The organism is Parabacteroides chongii (assembly GCF_029581355.1).
Classification (GTDB): domain Bacteria; phylum Bacteroidota; class Bacteroidia; order Bacteroidales; family Tannerellaceae; genus Parabacteroides; species Parabacteroides chongii.
In genome coordinates this window covers 154,116-171,099 of sequence record NZ_CP120849.1, presented here as the reverse complement: position 1 = coordinate 171,099, position 16,984 = coordinate 154,116, and the positions used below count along the sequence as shown (strand labels likewise).

The window sequence follows — 16,984 nt, the reverse complement described above, 5'->3', positions numbered from 1 at the left end:
TTTTCTCTCACTTATTTAGAATCTAATACGACATCGTAAAATTCGTTGAATGCATCCATATAAGTTTCCGGTGATTGATAAGGAAGGAACGGAGTGTCCTTTTTAGTGGCGATATAATCCAGAATATCCTGGTTGATCGTTTCACTGCCTTGTATCACACCGTCTGCCATATCGATAGCCAGTTTAGTCAGGCCGACAAAGCTGGTATCAGCTTTGATGCCTTTCAGATCGCTGTCTTTTGCACCGTCAGTTTTCAGCTTGTGAGCCAGTTCTTTTCTTAACGGTGAATTAAAGTCATCATTATAAATAGAATAGACTATTTTTGCATTTTTAAGACATGGATCGTCTGCGTACATTCTTTTTATGTATAATGCAGTCAGCGCAGACATCCATCCGTGACAATGAATCACATCCGGGATCCAGCGAAGTTTTTTCACTGTTTCCAATACACCACGTACATAGAAGATAGAACGGTCGTCGTTATCCTCATAATCATTCCCATTTTCATCGCAAACAGTATGTTTACGCTGGAAGAAGTCTTCATTATCAATGAAGTACACTTGCATGCGTGCGGCCTGAATGGATGCTACCTTAATGATCAACGGATGGTCCGTATCATCAATGATAAGGTTCATACCCGACAGGCGGATCACTTCGTGCAACTGATTGCGTCGCTCGTTGATATTTCCGAATTTGGGCATGAAAGTTCTGATCTCGCGACCACGCTCCTGAATGCCTTGCGGCAGATTCCTGCATATCGTTGCAATCTCAGATTCGGGAAGGTAGGGTGTTATTTCTTGGGCTATAAACAAGATTTTTTTTGCATCCATTCTGTAAACTAGTTTTATAAAGACGGCACAAAGATAATAAATTTCTTTCATTTACGGTAATTATTTATTTGCTTTGCACCGTCAATAAGCATCTAAAAAAGATGAAAATAGTAAACAGCATCCAAGAATTGAAGCGTTATCTTGCCGAAGAAAGGCAACATAACAGGAAAATAGGCTTTGTTCCCACCATGGGAGCATTACATAACGGACACTTGAGCCTGGTTAAGCGTTGTGTAGAAGAAAACGATGTATGCGTTGTCAGCATCTTCGTGAATCCGACCCAGTTTAATGACAAAAATGACCTCGCCACTTATCCGCGTACGTTGGATAATGACTGTGCATTATTGGAACCGGCCGGTTGTAATTATGTATTTGCTCCGACGGAAGCGGAAATGTATCCTGAACCGGATACACGTACTTTTGACTTTGGAACCGTATCGGCAGTAATGGAAGGAGCTCGCCGTCCGGGACACTTTAACGGTGTTGCCCAGATCGTCAGCAAACTCTTTTATGCCGTAGAACCGGATAATGCTTATTTCGGGGAAAAGGATTTCCAGCAGATCGCCGTGATCCGTGCGATGGTGAAACAGTTGAACATTCCGGTAAAAATTAATGCCTGCCCGATCCTTCGTGAAGCCGACGGGCTGGCCCTGAGCAGCCGTAATGTCCGATTAACGCCAGAACAACGTCAAAAAGCGCCCCTGATTGCACGTACGTTAAAAGAAAGTACTAACTTTGCAGTCGGAAAAAGCGTGCAGGAGGTGATTGATTATGTAGTGAATACGATCAATGCGGATCCTGTTATGCGTGTTGAATACTACGAGATCGTAGACGGATACACGATGGAGTCGATTAAAAATTGGTCAGATACGACTTATCCGGTAGGATGTATCACTGTATATTGCGGGGATGTTCGTCTGATCGATAATATTAAATATTGAAAGTTGATATAGGATTTGTTTTGTTTCCTCCCGAAGAAACTATTGTTTTGTGCGGGAGAAAATATAGTTTCTTCTAGGAGAAAATATAGTTTTGTCCGGAGGAAACATTTGAAACAAGATGGCTCGTAGTTCTATATCTGTGGATTTGAAACAAAAAAAGTCATATCGTATGTTTATAGAGGTAGTTAAATCAAAGATTCACCGGGTGACGGTAACGGAAGCCAATCTGAATTATATCGGTAGTATCACTATCGATGAAGATCTGCTGGATGCCGCCAATCTGATTCCGAATGAAAAGGTAGCTATTGTGAACAACAATAACGGTGAACGTTTTGAAACGTATATCATTAAAGGCGAGCGAGGCTCAGGCGTGATTTGTCTGAACGGCGCAGCAGCCCGAAAGGCCCAGCCTGGGGATATCATTATTATCATGTCGTACGCCATGATGGATTTTGAAGAAGCCAAAACATTTAAACCGGCTGTTGTGTTTCCTGATACAGCAACCAACAGACTGATATAGAGCATCGGAGCAGCAATTGAAATGTTTTAGAAACAAGAATAAAAAAGCTCGCCGGATGCCGGCGGGCTTTTTTTGTGACCCTGTGTTTTCTTATTGAAATTATTATAGAGTATGTATACGAACAAACAAATCTGGAATGTCAGTTACCCTATCTTTCTAAGCTTATTGGCACAGAACATTATTAATGTGACCGATACGGCTTTCCTGGGAAGGGTAGGCGAAGTTGAGTTAGGAGCCTCCGCGATGGGCGGACTCTACTATATATGTGTGTTTACAATTGCATTCGGCTTTAGTACCGGATCGCAGATCGTGATGGCACGAAGGAATGGGGAACGACGGTATAAAGATGTGGGACCGGTCATGATACAAGGTGTATTTTTCCTTTTGTCACTGGCTGCCGTGATGTTTGCTTTGTCCCGTTTCTTTGCGGGTGATATTATGCGGGTGATGATCTCTTCCGATACGATCCTGATGGCAACGGAAGAGTTTCTCGACTGGCGTGTGTTCGGTTTCTTTTTCTCTTTTGTGAATGTGATGTTCCGTGCCTTGTTCATCGGTATTACCCGGACAAAGGTACTGACATTGAATGCCATTGTGATGGCTTTGACCAATGTGTTGCTCGACTACCTGTTGATATTCGGGAAGGGAGGTTTTCCGGAAATGGGCATTAAGGGAGCGGCTATCGCTTCGGTGGCGGCAGAAGGAGTGTCGATTGTTTTCTTTTTGGTCTATACCCGTTTGACGGTCGATATAAAGAAGTATGCACTGAATCAATTCCGGTCGTTCGATGTCAAATTGTTGAGACGTGTGTTGGATATATCCATATTCACTATGTTGCAGTATTTTATATCGTTAAGTACTTACTTTTTGCTTTTCGTAGCCGTAGAACACTTGGGGCAACGGGAACTGGCGGTCGCCAATATTGTCCGCAGTGTGTATATCGTCCTGCTAATTCCTGTCAATTCTTTATCTACGGCAACCAACTCTTTTGTGAGTAATAGTATCGGTGCCGGACATAAAGATCAGGTTATCCCGATCATTCGCAAGATTGCCGGTATATCATTAGGAATTGTAGCCGTCTGTGTTTTTATCGCCTGTATTTTCCCATCGGCTATATTGTCGATTTATACGAATGATGCCTCTTTGGTACAGGCGTCCATTCCTTCTCTTTATGTTATTTCCGGCGCCTTGTTGATCGCTGCCGTCGCCAATATCGTATTTAACGGGGTGACAGGTACGGGGAATACCCGTTCGGCTTTTGCGATGGAGGTGGTGACGCTTATCTTTTATACGCTCTTTATCTATGTGGCAGGGATGCGTTTACACCTTCCGGTGGCGATTTGTTTCCTGACCGAGGTGATTTATTATAGTGGTTTGTTATTGGCTAGTGTAATTTATTTGAAAAAAGCAGCGTGGCAGAATAAAAAGATTTAGAGGATTACATCCTTTTTCTTACCTTTGCACCCTATTACGTTAGAAATTAGAAAGAAAAAAATAAATACACATACAAATTATGTTTGAAAATTTAAGCGAAAGGTTAGACAGATCGTTTAAGCTGTTGAAAGGTGAAGGCAAGATCACCGAGATCAATGTGGCTGAAACGCTGAAAGATGTGCGTAAAGCCCTGCTTGATGCCGACGTAAACTACAAGGTGGCTAAGTCATTTACCGATACGGTAAAAGAAAAAGCGTTAGGACAGAACGTACTTACGTCCGTTAAACCCAGCCAGTTGATGGTTAAGATCGTACATGATGAACTGGCCAGCCTGATGGGGGGGACAGCTATCGACATCAACCTGACAGGCTCACCAGCCATCATCCTTATGTCTGGTTTGCAAGGTTCGGGTAAGACCACTTTCTCCGGAAAGTTGGCGAATATGCTGAAAACCAAAAGAAATAAGAAACCGTTGCTGGTAGCTTGTGACGTGTATCGTCCGGCCGCTATCGAACAGTTGCGTGTGGTAGGTGAGCAGGTAGGCGTTCCTGTTTATATGGAACTGGAAAATAAGAATCCGGTAGAGATCGCTATGAACGCGATCCGTGAAGCACGTGCAAAGGGTAACGATGTCGTGATAGTCGATACTGCCGGTCGTCTGGCTATCGATGAGCAGATGATGAAAGAGATCGCTGCCATCAAGAGCGCCATCCAACCGGACGAAACATTGTTCGTTGTGGACTCCATGACCGGACAGGATGCCGTTAATACAGCAAAAGAATTTAACGAACGCCTGAACTTTGACGGTGTTGTACTGACTAAGCTTGACGGTGATACCCGTGGTGGTGCCGCCCTTTCTATCCGCACGGTCGTTGACAAACCGATCAAGTTTGTCGGAACCGGTGAAAAGATGGATGCACTCGATACATTCCACCCGGAACGTATGGCCGACCGTATCCTCGGTATGGGTGATATCGTTTCTTTGGTGGAACGTGCACAGGAACAATACGACGAAGAAGAAGCCAAGCGCTTACAGAAGAAGATCGCCAAGAACCAGTTCGACTTCAATGACTTTATCGCTCAGATCCAGCAGATCAAGAAGATGGGTAACCTGAAAGAACTGGCATCCATGATTCCGGGTGTCGGTAAAGCCTTGAAAGATATCGATATCGACGACAATGCTTTCAAGAGCATCGAAGCGATCATCTATTCAATGACTCCGGACGAACGTGTCAATCCGGCTATCCTGAACGGATCACGTCGTACGCGTATTGCGAAAGGTAGCGGTACGACGGTGCAGGAAGTAAACAAACTGATCAAACAGTTTGATGAAACACGTAAGATGATGCGTATGCTTACTGCCGCTAAACCGGGAAGTAAGAAATTTCCTTCATTCAAGAGATAAACATTAAAGATATATAGTATGGAAGACAATAATTATCAATTACTGGACGGAAAAGCGGTCTCTGCTCAGATGAAAAAAGAGATGGCAGAAGAAGTCGCCCAGATCAAAGCGGCAGGAGGTAAGATCCCTCATTTGGCAGCCATTTTGGTAGGTCATGACGGAGGTAGTGAAACTTATGTGGCCAGTAAAGTGAAAACTTGCGAAGAGATCGGTTTCAAGTCTACATTGATCCGTTATGAAGATGATGTGACCGAAGAAGAATTGCTTCGTCGTGTGGATGAACTGAACAACGATCCGGATGTAGACGGTTTCATTGTGCAGCTTCCGCTTCCGAAACATATCTCAGAGCAAAAGATTATTGAGGCGATCGATTATCGTAAAGACGTTGACGGATTCCATCCGATCAATGTGGGACGCATGTCGATCGGTCTTCCTTGTTTTGTTTCCGCTACTCCTGCCGGTATCCTGGAATTGCTGAAACGCTACGAAATAGAAACAAGCGGTAAGCATTGTGTCGTGTTGGGACGCAGCAATATCGTAGGTAAGCCGATGGCTACCCTGATGATGCAGAAGTCATATCCGGGTAACTGTACGGTAACGGTTTGCCACAGCCGTTCAAACAACTTGAAAGAAATGTGCCTGAGTGCGGATATTATTATTGTCGCTTTAGGGGTTCCTGAATTTCTGAAAGCCGATATGGTGAAAGTAGGTGCAGTGATCGTCGACGTGGGTACTACCCGTATGCCGAGCAGTGTGACTAAGAGCGGATATAAGTTGACAGGCGATGTGAAGTTTGACGAAGTAGCACCGAAATGTTCTTATATTACTCCGGTTCCGGGAGGTGTTGGTCCTATGACAATCATTTCTTTGATGCGTAACACGCTGTTAGCCGGGAAGAAAGCGATTTATAAGTAAAATATTTGTATTTTTTCTTTGAAAAACGCTTGCAGAATAATAAAAAACATCTATCTTTGCACCGTCTTAAAGAGAAATACTCAATGAGACTGAAATGGTGAGCGTAGCTCAGTTGGTTAGAGCATCGGATTGTGGTTCCGAGGGTCGTGGGTTCGAGTCCCATCGTTCACCCAAGATAGAATAAAAAAGCCATCCTGTTAAAGGATGGCTTTTTTATTTTTATTCAGTCCCGCCCGGATCCGGCTGAGTGATTGGGGAGTGACGCCTATATATCCTGCAATCTCTTTCAGCGGCACGCTATTGAACAGTTCCGGCATCTTCTTAATAAAAGCCAGATACCGGTTTTCTGCTTTGGGACTCGACAGGTCGATCAGCAAATCGTCTTCATTGATAAGTATATTCACCAAAAGCTCCTGCATCCATTTCAGAAAAGCCGGAGATGAATCCGACAGTTTTTGTATGGTACTGTTCCTCATTTCGATGGCAATGCTGTCGCTGGATGAACTGATGGTATAGCGGGATGGATGCCCGCGGAAATAACTCCAGGAAGAAAATACAGTTTCACCCGGAATGGAGAACCAAAGCGTTTGCTGTTCTCCGTCGCGTTCGATGTAAGCTCTCCACACACCTTTCTGTATAAAGTAGATCGAATCGTCTGTCTTTCCTTCTCCGATGACCGTGCTCCCTTTCGGGAAATGCAGCGTACGGAGTGCTTGGCGGAGCAATGTTATTTCCGTTTCCTTCAGTTCACACTGTTTGCTGATTCCTTCTATAAATGTTTCCATTGTCACGTACTTTATCCATGATTAATAAACATACAATTACCAGTGTCGTGGTGATATCGCCGGCTGCAACGGCCAGCCAGATACCTTTGACCTCCATCAACAAAGGTAATGTGAAAAAGAATACCACCGGCAATATCCCTCTCAGAATGGTCAGGGAGATGGCCCGTCTTAACCGTTCGATACTCGTATAATACCCGATCATGATGATGTTGATACCGAAAAACAGATAGTCCGTTGCGAATAACGGAAGACCGGTTACTGCATATCTCCATGCGTCGCTTGCCGTATCGGGTATGAAAAGCGATACGATGTTACGGGAAAAACAGGCGAACAAGCCGGTGATGACCAATGCGAATATCAACGTGAATGTCATCGATAAACGCAATGCATTGTCTGACCGTTTCATTTGTCCGCATCCGTAGTTGTAGCTGATAATAGGCTGTGCCGATTGTACCGTCGCATTGAACACCATGAAAATGATCGGGAACAGGTAGCAGATAACACTGTAAGCCGCTACACCGTCAGCCCCGAGGTGATCCATAAAGACATAATTGCCGGCAATGATCATGACCGATAATGTGATTTCGCTGATGAATACAGAGAAGCCGAGTTTGACCATATACCCCACATTCCGTAGTGTCAGCAATAAACTCTTGAAACTCATCTTCAGCCAGACGAATTTCACGGTTACCAAACGTGAACGTCCGAACAGATAAATAAGCATGATCGCTGCCCCTACAAACTCACCGATATCAGTGGCTATTGCCGCCCCGAACAACCCCCATTTAAATACAAAAATGAACAGATAGTCCAGTATGATATTCACAATTGTTGCGGCGAGCATTGCCCACATGGATATTTTCGGATTGGCAAGCCGTGTAAAAAACGGCAAAGCAACAACGAGTACAGTGAATGGCAGGCTGATAGAGAACCAGAACAGGTATTCTACAACCATATCTTTCAGATATTCGTCGGAACCGAAAAGGGTCGCTATCCGATGCGGAAACAGGGTAAGCAGCAGTGTTATAATTAAACTGACAACTATCAAGGCTATGACCGATTGAGTCATATTGATATTGGCCACTTTGTATTTGCCCTGTGACAAGTTGATGGAAGTGAGTATCCCGCCACCCATTCCGAACATCAAACCGAGTCCGGCGATGAACATGAAAATAGGGGCTGAGATATTGACTGCCGCCATGGCGTCACTCCCGATCCCGTTCCCTACGAATATGCCGTCGACCACAGTGAACAGTGCTGATGCGGCCATTCCTAAAATAGTAGGAAAGAGTAGTCTGGTGAATAACTTTCCTACATCCATTCTTTTAAAATCAAGGCTATCCCTCTGCATATCAATTCGTTTTTAATAATGACGGGCGCAAAGGTAGGACTTTAGATTTCGGCAAAACTTACCAATTGGTAATAAATGAAATATGAAATAAAGTTGTTTTTTCTATTAGAAAAACAGATTTTATAGATTCGGTTTTTTGCTTTAAAAACAAGGAGTAACTGGAGCTGTGTTTGAGAAACGCTATCAAAAGGTGGCAAATATTTACTTATTTTATCATTTTCTGAATAAACCATTTCTTTTTGTTTTAGTCAAACAGAACAATTGATAAAACGGGAAAAAGATTGATTTAGACAATGATGAAAAAGAAGGTAAGTTTTTTGCTGGCCGGTATGCTTATGTGTATGGCACCGGCTGTGAGTGGAGCAACAATAGACGGAGGAATTAAAGGTACTGTAATAGATGGAGAACTGGGTGGTCCCCTGGAGTTTGTAACTGTCCAGGTAAAGGCAAAAGGTTCAGATAAAATTTTGCAAGGATCTGTCACCGGTAGTGACGGAAATTATACTATTGGCGGGCTGAAGAAAGGGGAATATGTCGTTACCTTTTCTTATATCGGTTATGGAGAAATATCCAGGAATATATCCATTGGGGATAATAGTCAGGTGCTTAATTTGGGGGAGTTGACACTGGAAGAAGATGCCAACCAGCTGAATGAAGTCGAGATTGTTGCCAAAAGACCTCAGATGCGTTTTGAGATCGACCGGAAAGTATTCGATGCTACACAGGATATTGCTTCCGAAGGTGGTTCTGTCAGTGATCTTTTATCAAATATTCCTTCCGTGGAAGTTGATAATGAGGGGTCTGTTTCATTGCGGGGAAATTCCAGCGTAACGATTTGGATCAATGGTAAAGCATCCGGGCTGACATCTGATAACCAGGCAGATATTTTGGAAATGATGCCTGCAGGGGATATCAAACAGGTAGAAGTGATTACCAACCCTTCTGCTAAATACAGCCCGGAGGGTACGGCGGGTATTATCAATATCATTTTAAAAGATGACCGCAAGCCCGGTTATTATGGAAGTGTAAAGGCTGGAGCCGATACGGATGGTGGTTATCAGGCGAGTGGCAATATCAATTATAGCAGTAGCAAGGTTGATGCTTATGCAAACCTGAACTATCGGAATCGTGAATTTAAAGGGGGTGGTATCACTAGCCGGGAGAATACGACAAATAGCAGTTTTCTCGATCAGACGAACGATTCCAAGCGGCAGCATAATAACTGGTTCGGTCGTTTCGGTGCTACCTGGCATATGACTAAAAGCGATGATTTGTCGCTAAATGTGACTGGTATGACCGGAGGAGGCGATAATAGTGAAACGATCCATTATATTTCTACTGACAGCCAAAGGAATACGCTTTATACCAGCGACCGTACAACGAATGGCGACTCGGATATGAAGATGTATAACCTGGAATTGAATTACGTCCATAAGTTCTCGGATAAAAGCAATATTGACCTGACAGTCAGTAATAATCAATGGAAACGCGACGGAGTGGACATTTTCCAGCAATCGACAACATATACTGATCCCTCCCAGTCTGCGGATCCTATCTATCAGACCCAGGAGAATGACATAAAAGATAAAACCTGGGAAGTACAGGCTGATTACAGCAATAAAATATCCGAAATGTCACGTATCGAAGCCGGTTATAAAGGAGCTTTCCAGCGTAATGCCAGTCCGGTAGATACCTATACCGGAACGACTGCCGGAAATATCCAGCAGGATCAGACATTATACAATCGTTTCTTGTATAATCAGGATGTACATGCCCTTTATATGACGTATGGTGGCAAGTGGGAGAATCTTAGCTATCAGGCTGGTCTGCGTGGAGAATACTGGCGTGTGGATACCCGTTCGCTGGATTTTGACCAGGAGTTTAACGGTAAACCCTCTGAGAGCTTTGAAAAGGATTATTTTAAACTGTTCCCAAGTGCTTTCATTTCTTATTCTTTACCTAAAAATAATGAATTACAAGTGAATTATACGCGTCGTTTGCGTCGTCCCTGGGGAGGACAGTTAAATTCGTTCCGGAATATCTCCGATGCTTCCAATATCTCTTTCGGTAATCCGGAACTGACTCCGGAATATTCCCACTCTTTTGAATTGAACTATATCAAGTCATGGGAATCAGGACATACGTTATCACTCTCCGGTTACTATCGTTCGACAGATGATGTAATCCAGCGTATCCGTTTCCTGAATACAGAAGATAATGTGATGTATACGACCAGTGAGAACGTAGCAAAATCGCAGGCAAGCGGTCTGGAGATCGTCGGTAAAGACAAATTGTTTAAGATACTCGATCTGACGACAACGGTCAATCTTTATTATTCTAAATTGGATGGCTTTACTTATCTTCCGGCAGGAGCATCGATACCGGTTACCGGAGAGACGGACGAGAGTTTTGCCTGGGATGTTCGTATGATCGCTAATTTGAGTTTGCCGTGGGGAGTGTCTTTGCAGGGGACAGGTAATTACAATTCCAAACGTCTGATGGCGCAAGGATATCGTAAACCGAATTATTCGGTTGATCTCGGCTTGCGCAAGTCGTTCCTGAACGATAAACTGACATTGAGTGTTAATGCCCGTGACCTTTTGGATTCCCGTAAATTCCGTACGATTACTTCCGGTGACGGTTTTTGGCAAGACTCTGAAAACTGGCGTGGTGGCAGACGTGTCGGCTTTACCCTGACTTACAATTTCGGAAATATGAACAAAAAGAAAGATAAGAGCAAGAGCAGGGATAGAAGCGACGATTCAGAAATGTTTGAGATGGAATAATTACAGTTCACCAATAGAAAGTGACCGTTTGTCAAAAAAATAGCATAGGAATGTAAAGAGGAATAGCTTTGTACTGTATTTCTGAATCAGGGTTTAAAATTAAAATAACTCAAATATGCAAAGCACATTCAAAAATTTACTTTACATTCCTTTTCTCCGGATTGCGTTTGTTTGTTCTGTTATTTTTATCCCGGTCGTTTGGGGGAGTAAATGTTTTTAGTTTTTGCTTATTAATCGGTTATTGAGTATCAAATGAAAGATTTCATCTTTAAAATTTCGGGCCACGGGTATTTTATATGAATTTATGTTCAACTGATTTCCGTCAATGGCATTTATCTGGTTGATATTTACAATATATGAACGATGGGTTTGATAAAAAATGTTCGAGGGTAATGATTCATAGATTTGTTTCAAAGTCGTATACACAACTTCTTTAGATGAGGTTGTCTGAATGATAACATAATTTTCCATGCTTTCAATGAAGAGAATATCTTTGAACATGATTTTCTTTAACTGCTTGTCGCTTTTCACAAATATATAATCATCGCCTTCCTTTTGTTCCGTTTGGAACAGGTCATGAACCCTATTGACGGATTTAAGGAAGCGGTCAAAAGATACGGGCTTCAGCAAATAATCCACTACATCAAATTCATATCCTTTGAGGGCATATTGTTCATAAGCTGATACAATAATCACTTTAGGAGAATTAGTGAGATTTGACAATAATTCTATTCCTGTCATCTCGGGCATTTCAATATCGAGAAAGATCAGGTCAACCTGTCTGGTCTTCAACATGGCGTTTAGCTGAATGGCATCTTCGCATTCCCCGATCAATGTGAGAAACTCTATTTTATCGATATAACCCCGTAAGCCTTTTCTAGCCATGGGCTCATCATCTGTAATAATACATTTTATTTTCATATCAATCTGTATTTATGGTCAATTTAGTGGTAAACTGACTTTCAGTTTGTGTAATATTTAAGTTGTATCTGTTGGGATACAGGAGATCGAGCCGTCGCTTCAGATTCTCAATTCCTATCCCTTGACCCTTTTTATTGCTGGAATTTTGGGATGGAGATATGGAATTTGTTATCTCGAACTGGATTTGATCTCCCTTTAATTTCATTTCAAGCTGTATTTTGTATTCACCCCTTACATATTTAAATGCATTTTCGATCAAAGGCTGAAACAAAAGAGGATGTATTTTCTGCCCTTTCAATCCCGGATCAAAATATAGATCTAAAACAAGCCTTTCACTCATTCGTAGCTGCTGAAAAGCGATGTACGACCTCAGATAATTTATTTCCTGCTCCATGGTCACTTCCTGTTCTATACTATAGAGTTGATAACGCAACAGGTCTGATAACTGCTCGATACTGAGCTTTGCTTCCTCGTTTTTATCATCTACCTGAAAATAAATGGTGTTTAAAGCATTGAACAGAAAATGTGGGTGGTATTGCGATTTCAGGAATTTCAGCTCGGTTTCTAATTGATCTACTTTAACCTTTTCCAATTGATGGTTTTGTTCAATAAAACTTTTGAATAAAACCCCATTGCGTATTATCGTATAGTAAAGAAGTAAAAGGACAGATCCCATCACGTTGATCAAAGCAGATTCCCTCCATCTGAAAGAAGCCTCATCAAACATATGAGTGATATAAGCCATAATAAATATATGCATGATATTTAAGAGGATGATATTCATCAAAAAAACAAACACATACTCTTTCCAGTTTGCTCTTTTTTCATCTTTGCTCTTATTTATAAAAAAGTGAGCTATTCGCCGAAAAAGATAACTTCCCAGATAAAATGAGACCATCGTTACCCCAAAAGCCTGAACACGGGCTTTTAAAGTAAAAAAACTGAACTCCCATATTCTTTCATCATAGGTGATGTCCACAATAATAAATAAGCAGACTGAAAGCGTTAATGCTAAAAAGAAGGGAATGACCCATTCATGCTTTAAGTTCATGTGTTTTTATTTTTGATGTTACAAACCTATTCGTTTACTTTCTTCTATTCGATCTCCTGTTTGAGATTTTTTTATTTCCCTGCCTCGATTGAATCGATAACCGAGCGATATTCCTATCATTCTTGTGTCGCTTTTTTCTTTCGATGTATAATACAGATAGTTACTATCTACAGATACATGGGGACGATTAGAATGGAAGATGTCGTGTGCGTAAATATACAAACTTAATTTGTCATTCAACAGGTTCTTGCGAATACCGAGCGACATTGTCCATAAAGGTTTTACTTTGGTTTGTCCTTCAATCATCTTGCCGCTGTAAAATCCGAAAGCCTCAGCTCTCCATCCACAAGGTAATGTAAATTGGTTGTTGATATGGATCATGGGTGTTATTACCTCATTTTTAAAGGTTTTCCCAGACATCATCCAATCGAATTTTTTATAAGTTAAAGAACCGTTTATGTGAGCAGTCCACCAGTTGAAAAGGGGTATGCCATTTAATCCTAATCTTAATCCAAATGAATTGTTGCCCGATAAATTCAGCGGCATAACCAGGACACGGCTATTGTCCTCGACCATAAAACTTAATGAAATAGGATCGCTCCTATGTGAGTAGAAAACATTAAATGAACATATTTTTCTGAATATCAAAGAGATTTCCATATTGTCAATCAACTCGGGTTTCAATTCAGTGTTTCCTTGCTCATATAAGAACTGATCTCTGACCTCAACAAAAGGATTCATATTCCTGTAATTGGGGCGGATAATACGACGACCATATATCATGGACAAATCATAGTTTTCGGAGAGCTGATATTGCGTCATGAAAGTAGGAAAAAGGTGCAGGGTATTTTTACTGAAGGTTGTATCCTGAACAGTTGAGCTATAATGACTTTTTGTGTATGTGTTTTCCAGTCGTAGGCCAATTGCTGTTGAAAATCGAGGAGACCATTTGGTGTTTAATTGAAAATATCCTGCGTTAATGTTTTCTTTATATTTGAAATTGCTACTGAGATTATTGTCTCTTAACCAACTGCCGTTAATCAGTTTTTTATACAAAGCATTACTGCCGGTATTTACGAAAACGGATTTGAGTCCGGCTTCGACACCGAACTTCCCGGATATATCGAAACTCAGATTTGTTTGCCCACTGTATATTCTAATATCTCCCTTTGTTTTACCGGATAATGTATCTTCTTTTACCGGATTAACATGTGTCAGAAAAGAAGATTTTAACAGATGGTCATCTTTTTGGTCAAAAAGCTGGTAATCAAAAGCAGCATCCCATTTTCCTGTTTTCGCAAATTTGTATACAATACCAGCTCCTCCTGTGATGTTGGTGTAATTGTGATCTATTACACTTATAGCTGTCAAAGTGGAGTCGCTTTGAGGTTTGTTATTGTTGAAAAATTCCGATATGGTCACTTCATTTTTATCTCTTTTATACCAATTTGAAGAGAAGTAGGATCCCATAGTGATCTTGTCCGATAAATCATAATCTATCCCTGTTTTTAGATTATGTCCTACGGATTGCCTGGCTATATTGCTTACAAAATCTTTTCGAAGCTCAAGCGGTTCTGATGTTACCGGATCCAAATAATGCCCGGAGACTGATAGCACTATGAGATTTTCTCCCCAAACATTGGAGTAGTCGGCATACATATTCAATTTGTTATGTCGAATGTTCAGGGATAAACTTTCGTTTCCTCTGGCATACTTTCCTCTTTCCACAGCGGTCGATACAGCTATATTGATACCTTGTTCTTTTATTTTCTTTTTTTGAATATTGATGATGCCTGAACTACCCGAGGCATCGTATTTGGATGACGGCTGGGCTATCAGTTCGATATTTTCTATTGAACTGGCAGGGATAGAACTCAGATAATTGATCAGGTTTTCTCCCGACAGGTAAGTTATTTTGTCATCGATTAACACATTTGCTCCTGATTTGCCGTTTAATATAATCGTCCCATCATTTTGAACGATGACTCCCGGTAATTTCCTTAACGCGTCGAGTATATTGCCATCTGTACTCAATAAGGCAGATGAGAGGTTGACAGTTATTTTTCCAGCTTCAATTTTAACAGGAGGTCTTTTACCGGTAACGTATATAGTAGATAATCCGTAAGATTCTTCATCCAGGACTACATCGCCCAGGTCATTCTTTGTGTTTTGTCCGACCTGCTGTTGCCTGTAGATTTTTCTAAATCCTATCATAGAAAATGAAAGGATATAGTTGTCTGGTCTGATTTTCGGAATTTCAAACCGTCCGTCTTTATCTGATGCTGTGCCCGTAATATAGGTGGAATCTGCATTGTTCAGTAATAATACTGTTGTACTGGCTATAGGCTCACCGTTTTTGTCTATTATTTTACCTGATATAACTGATTGTGCTAATATACTGATCGATTGAATCAGCAATACAACCAAGGCATACATTTTGTTGTATTTCATAATTTTATCTTTTAGATTTCGGGTTCAAAACTAATCTGAAGCAATGGGGCTTTCAAATTAATCTGACGAACGGAGGGTTTTACTTGACGAAATGAGAAAAGCTTGATCTTGTATTAAGTGGAAGGTAACTTGATAGACATAAAAAAAGCAGTCATCTTTTAGATGACTGCTTGATTTTCAGTGGTACCACCAGGAATCGAACCGGGGACACAAGGATTTTCAGTCCTTTGCTCTACCAACTGAGCTATGGTACCGTTTGTTTTGTTTAACGGGTGCAAAGGTAGGGAAAAAATGATACACTCCAAACGTTTCATGAAAAAAATGTCGAAAAAAATGTATTAAAAGAATTTGAAGGGGTGAATGCACTTTTTTTTGAAAAAAAATAGCAAAAGTGTTTGTGGGTTCAAAAATTGTTGTACCTTTGCAGCCGTAATCAAAAACGGGATGTAGCACAGTTGGCTAGCGCGCCACGTTCGGGACGTGGAGGTCGGAAGTTCGAGTCTTCTCATCCCGACTACAAAAAAAAGGAAAATCAGAAATGATTTTCCTTTTTTTTGTATTTATGAATCTTGAGTAAAGAACTTACGCATTTTGAAATTACTCATTTCGATATTCTTTATTTTAACGACTTGCTCTTCTTCAACAATGAATCCATGTTTCTCAAAGAAAGGGCGTGCCGTGAGGCTGACTTCTGCAAAAAGAGATGGGAGTTGGTTCCGGTGTGCGAAATCTTCTGCATAATCCAATAAGAATGTGGCGATCCCTTTCCTCTGGAATTGAGGTAAAAGAAACATACTGTGTAAATATCCCTGCTGATTGAATGACGTAAATCCTGTGATCCGAAATGAGTCTGTTTCTTCTGCAATGACGAACTGCAGATCGCTACTGAATAATTCCTTCCAACGTTCGGGGGATGCACGGTTTATCCAGGCATCTATTTGTTCGGGAGAATAATTTTTACAGCAGGAGGTTCTGACACTTTCTTCGAATACACATTGCAGTTCCGGAAGATCTTCGGGTTCTGCTTTTCTTAACCGGACCGGTTTTAATTGCATATGCAGGATCGGATAAGGTTTCCCTTGACCGTCGATGGCATCTCGGGAAATAACCTCAAACCCTCGGTTCAGATAAAAATGCAAAGCCTGTTCATTCTGTTCGTTTACGTCTACTTGCCGGATATTCTTTTTCCGTACGGCAAATTCAACCAGTTTCTTTCCATATCCTTTGCCTTGTTGAGAAGGGTGGACAAAAAGCATTTCAATCAAATCTTCACTTAACCCCATAAACGCGGCGATATGCTGTGTTTGTTTGTCTCTGATGATGTGTAGTTCTACTGCCTGGAAATATTCGTTACGTATCAGAGGTTTGTAATATTGTATATCTTCCTCTGTCAGGAAGTGATGCGTGCTCCTTACGGAAGCTTCCCATAACTGTAGTAATTCGTCGTAATCTTTTGCTGAAATCATATTAGTTTTGAATATATATATGTGGAGAACAAAAGTACGAAATTAATCTATAGGTGACAGAAAGTCCATTGTAGCGGAAATTTTTCCCCATCCCAATGGGGAAAACTCCCCGTATACATGGGCGAAAA

13 protein-coding genes and 3 tRNA genes are annotated in these 16,984 nt (G+C 41.4%); 8 read left to right on the top strand and 8 right to left on the bottom strand.

The annotated features are described in order from the left end of the window. Nucleotides 1–11: 11 nt before the first annotated feature. Nucleotides 12–830, bottom strand: coding sequence for a glycogen/starch synthase (locus P3L47_RS00840; protein WP_122362482.1), 819 nt, complete (start codon nucleotides 828–830; stop codon nucleotides 12–14). A 101-nt stretch (nucleotides 831–931) separates the two neighbouring features. Between P3L47_RS00840 and panC the strand changes: the two genes are divergently transcribed. The 6 genes from panC (at nucleotide 932) to P3L47_RS00810 (ending at nucleotide 6,216) form a co-directional block, all read left to right on the top strand. After that, the gene (panC, locus tag P3L47_RS00835) at nucleotides 932–1,771 is read left to right on the top strand and encodes a pantoate--beta-alanine ligase (RefSeq protein WP_277782416.1); all 840 of its coding nucleotides are present in this window, start codon (nucleotides 932–934) and stop codon (nucleotides 1,769–1,771) included. Nucleotides 1,772–1,940: 169 nt separating this feature from the next. Then, complete coding sequence (gene panD / locus P3L47_RS00830; protein ID WP_122362481.1) at nucleotides 1,941–2,291, top strand: aspartate 1-decarboxylase; 351 nt, start codon at nucleotides 1,941–1,943, stop codon at nucleotides 2,289–2,291. Between the two features lie 111 nt (nucleotides 2,292–2,402). Continuing rightward, the gene (locus P3L47_RS00825; RefSeq protein ID WP_122362365.1) at nucleotides 2,403–3,725 is read left to right on the top strand and encodes an MATE family efflux transporter; all 1,323 of its coding nucleotides are present in this window, start codon (nucleotides 2,403–2,405) and stop codon (nucleotides 3,723–3,725) included. Nucleotides 3,726–3,804: 79 nt separating this feature from the next. Continuing rightward, the gene (gene ffh, locus P3L47_RS00820; protein WP_122362364.1) at nucleotides 3,805–5,130 is read left to right on the top strand and encodes a signal recognition particle protein; all 1,326 of its coding nucleotides are present in this window, start codon (nucleotides 3,805–3,807) and stop codon (nucleotides 5,128–5,130) included. 18 nt (nucleotides 5,131–5,148) lie between these two features. Next, nucleotides 5,149–6,045 (top strand): bifunctional methylenetetrahydrofolate dehydrogenase/methenyltetrahydrofolate cyclohydrolase FolD, encoded by an 897-nt coding sequence (folD, locus tag P3L47_RS00815; RefSeq protein ID WP_122362363.1) that lies wholly within the window; start codon nucleotides 5,149–5,151, stop codon nucleotides 6,043–6,045. A 97-nt stretch (nucleotides 6,046–6,142) separates the two neighbouring features. Beyond that, nucleotides 6,143–6,216, top strand: a tRNA-His gene (locus tag P3L47_RS00810). Between the two features lie 26 nt (nucleotides 6,217–6,242). Here P3L47_RS00810 and P3L47_RS00805 read toward each other — a convergent pair. Next, nucleotides 6,243–6,830, bottom strand: a complete 588-nt coding sequence (locus tag P3L47_RS00805) for a Crp/Fnr family transcriptional regulator (protein WP_122362362.1) — start codon at nucleotides 6,828–6,830, stop codon at nucleotides 6,243–6,245. After that, nucleotides 6,793–8,151, bottom strand: a complete 1,359-nt coding sequence (locus P3L47_RS00800; RefSeq protein ID WP_345799064.1) for an MATE family efflux transporter — start codon at nucleotides 8,149–8,151, stop codon at nucleotides 6,793–6,795. Before P3L47_RS00800 ends, P3L47_RS00805 begins: the two co-directional genes overlap by 38 nt. 323 nt (nucleotides 8,152–8,474) lie before the next feature. On the opposite strand from P3L47_RS00800, the gene P3L47_RS00795 reads away from it, so the two are divergent. Further along, a complete protein-coding gene (locus tag P3L47_RS00795; protein ID WP_122362360.1) occupies nucleotides 8,475–10,967 on the top strand; it encodes a TonB-dependent receptor in 2,493 nt (830 codons plus the stop codon). 216 nt (nucleotides 10,968–11,183) lie between these two features. Here the strand turns inward: P3L47_RS00795 and P3L47_RS00790 are convergent, their stop codons facing one another. The 4 genes from P3L47_RS00790 to P3L47_RS00775 form a co-directional block, all read right to left on the bottom strand. Further along, entirely contained in the window at nucleotides 11,184–11,888 is a 705-nt protein-coding gene (locus P3L47_RS00790; protein ID WP_122362359.1) for a LytR/AlgR family response regulator transcription factor, read from the bottom strand. Nucleotide 11,889: 1 nt separating this feature from the next. Beyond that, on the bottom strand, nucleotides 11,890–12,939 hold the full coding sequence (locus P3L47_RS00785) for a sensor histidine kinase (protein ID WP_277782414.1): 1,050 nt from the start codon (nucleotides 12,937–12,939) through the stop codon (nucleotides 11,890–11,892). A gap of 18 nt (nucleotides 12,940–12,957) precedes the next feature. Then, entirely contained in the window at nucleotides 12,958–15,390 is a 2,433-nt protein-coding gene (locus P3L47_RS00780; RefSeq protein WP_277782413.1) for an outer membrane beta-barrel family protein, read from the bottom strand. A gap of 181 nt (nucleotides 15,391–15,571) precedes the next feature. Continuing rightward, a tRNA-Phe gene (locus tag P3L47_RS00775) sits at nucleotides 15,572–15,644 on the bottom strand. Between the two features lie 186 nt (nucleotides 15,645–15,830). Between P3L47_RS00775 and P3L47_RS00770 the strand changes: the two genes are divergently transcribed. Then, a tRNA-Pro gene (locus P3L47_RS00770) sits at nucleotides 15,831–15,904 on the top strand. Nucleotides 15,905–15,950: 46 nt separating this feature from the next. Here P3L47_RS00770 and P3L47_RS00765 read toward each other — a convergent pair. Further along, nucleotides 15,951–16,856, bottom strand: a complete 906-nt coding sequence (locus tag P3L47_RS00765) for a GNAT family N-acetyltransferase (RefSeq protein ID WP_277782412.1) — start codon at nucleotides 16,854–16,856, stop codon at nucleotides 15,951–15,953. Nucleotides 16,857–16,984 lie beyond the last annotated feature (128 nt).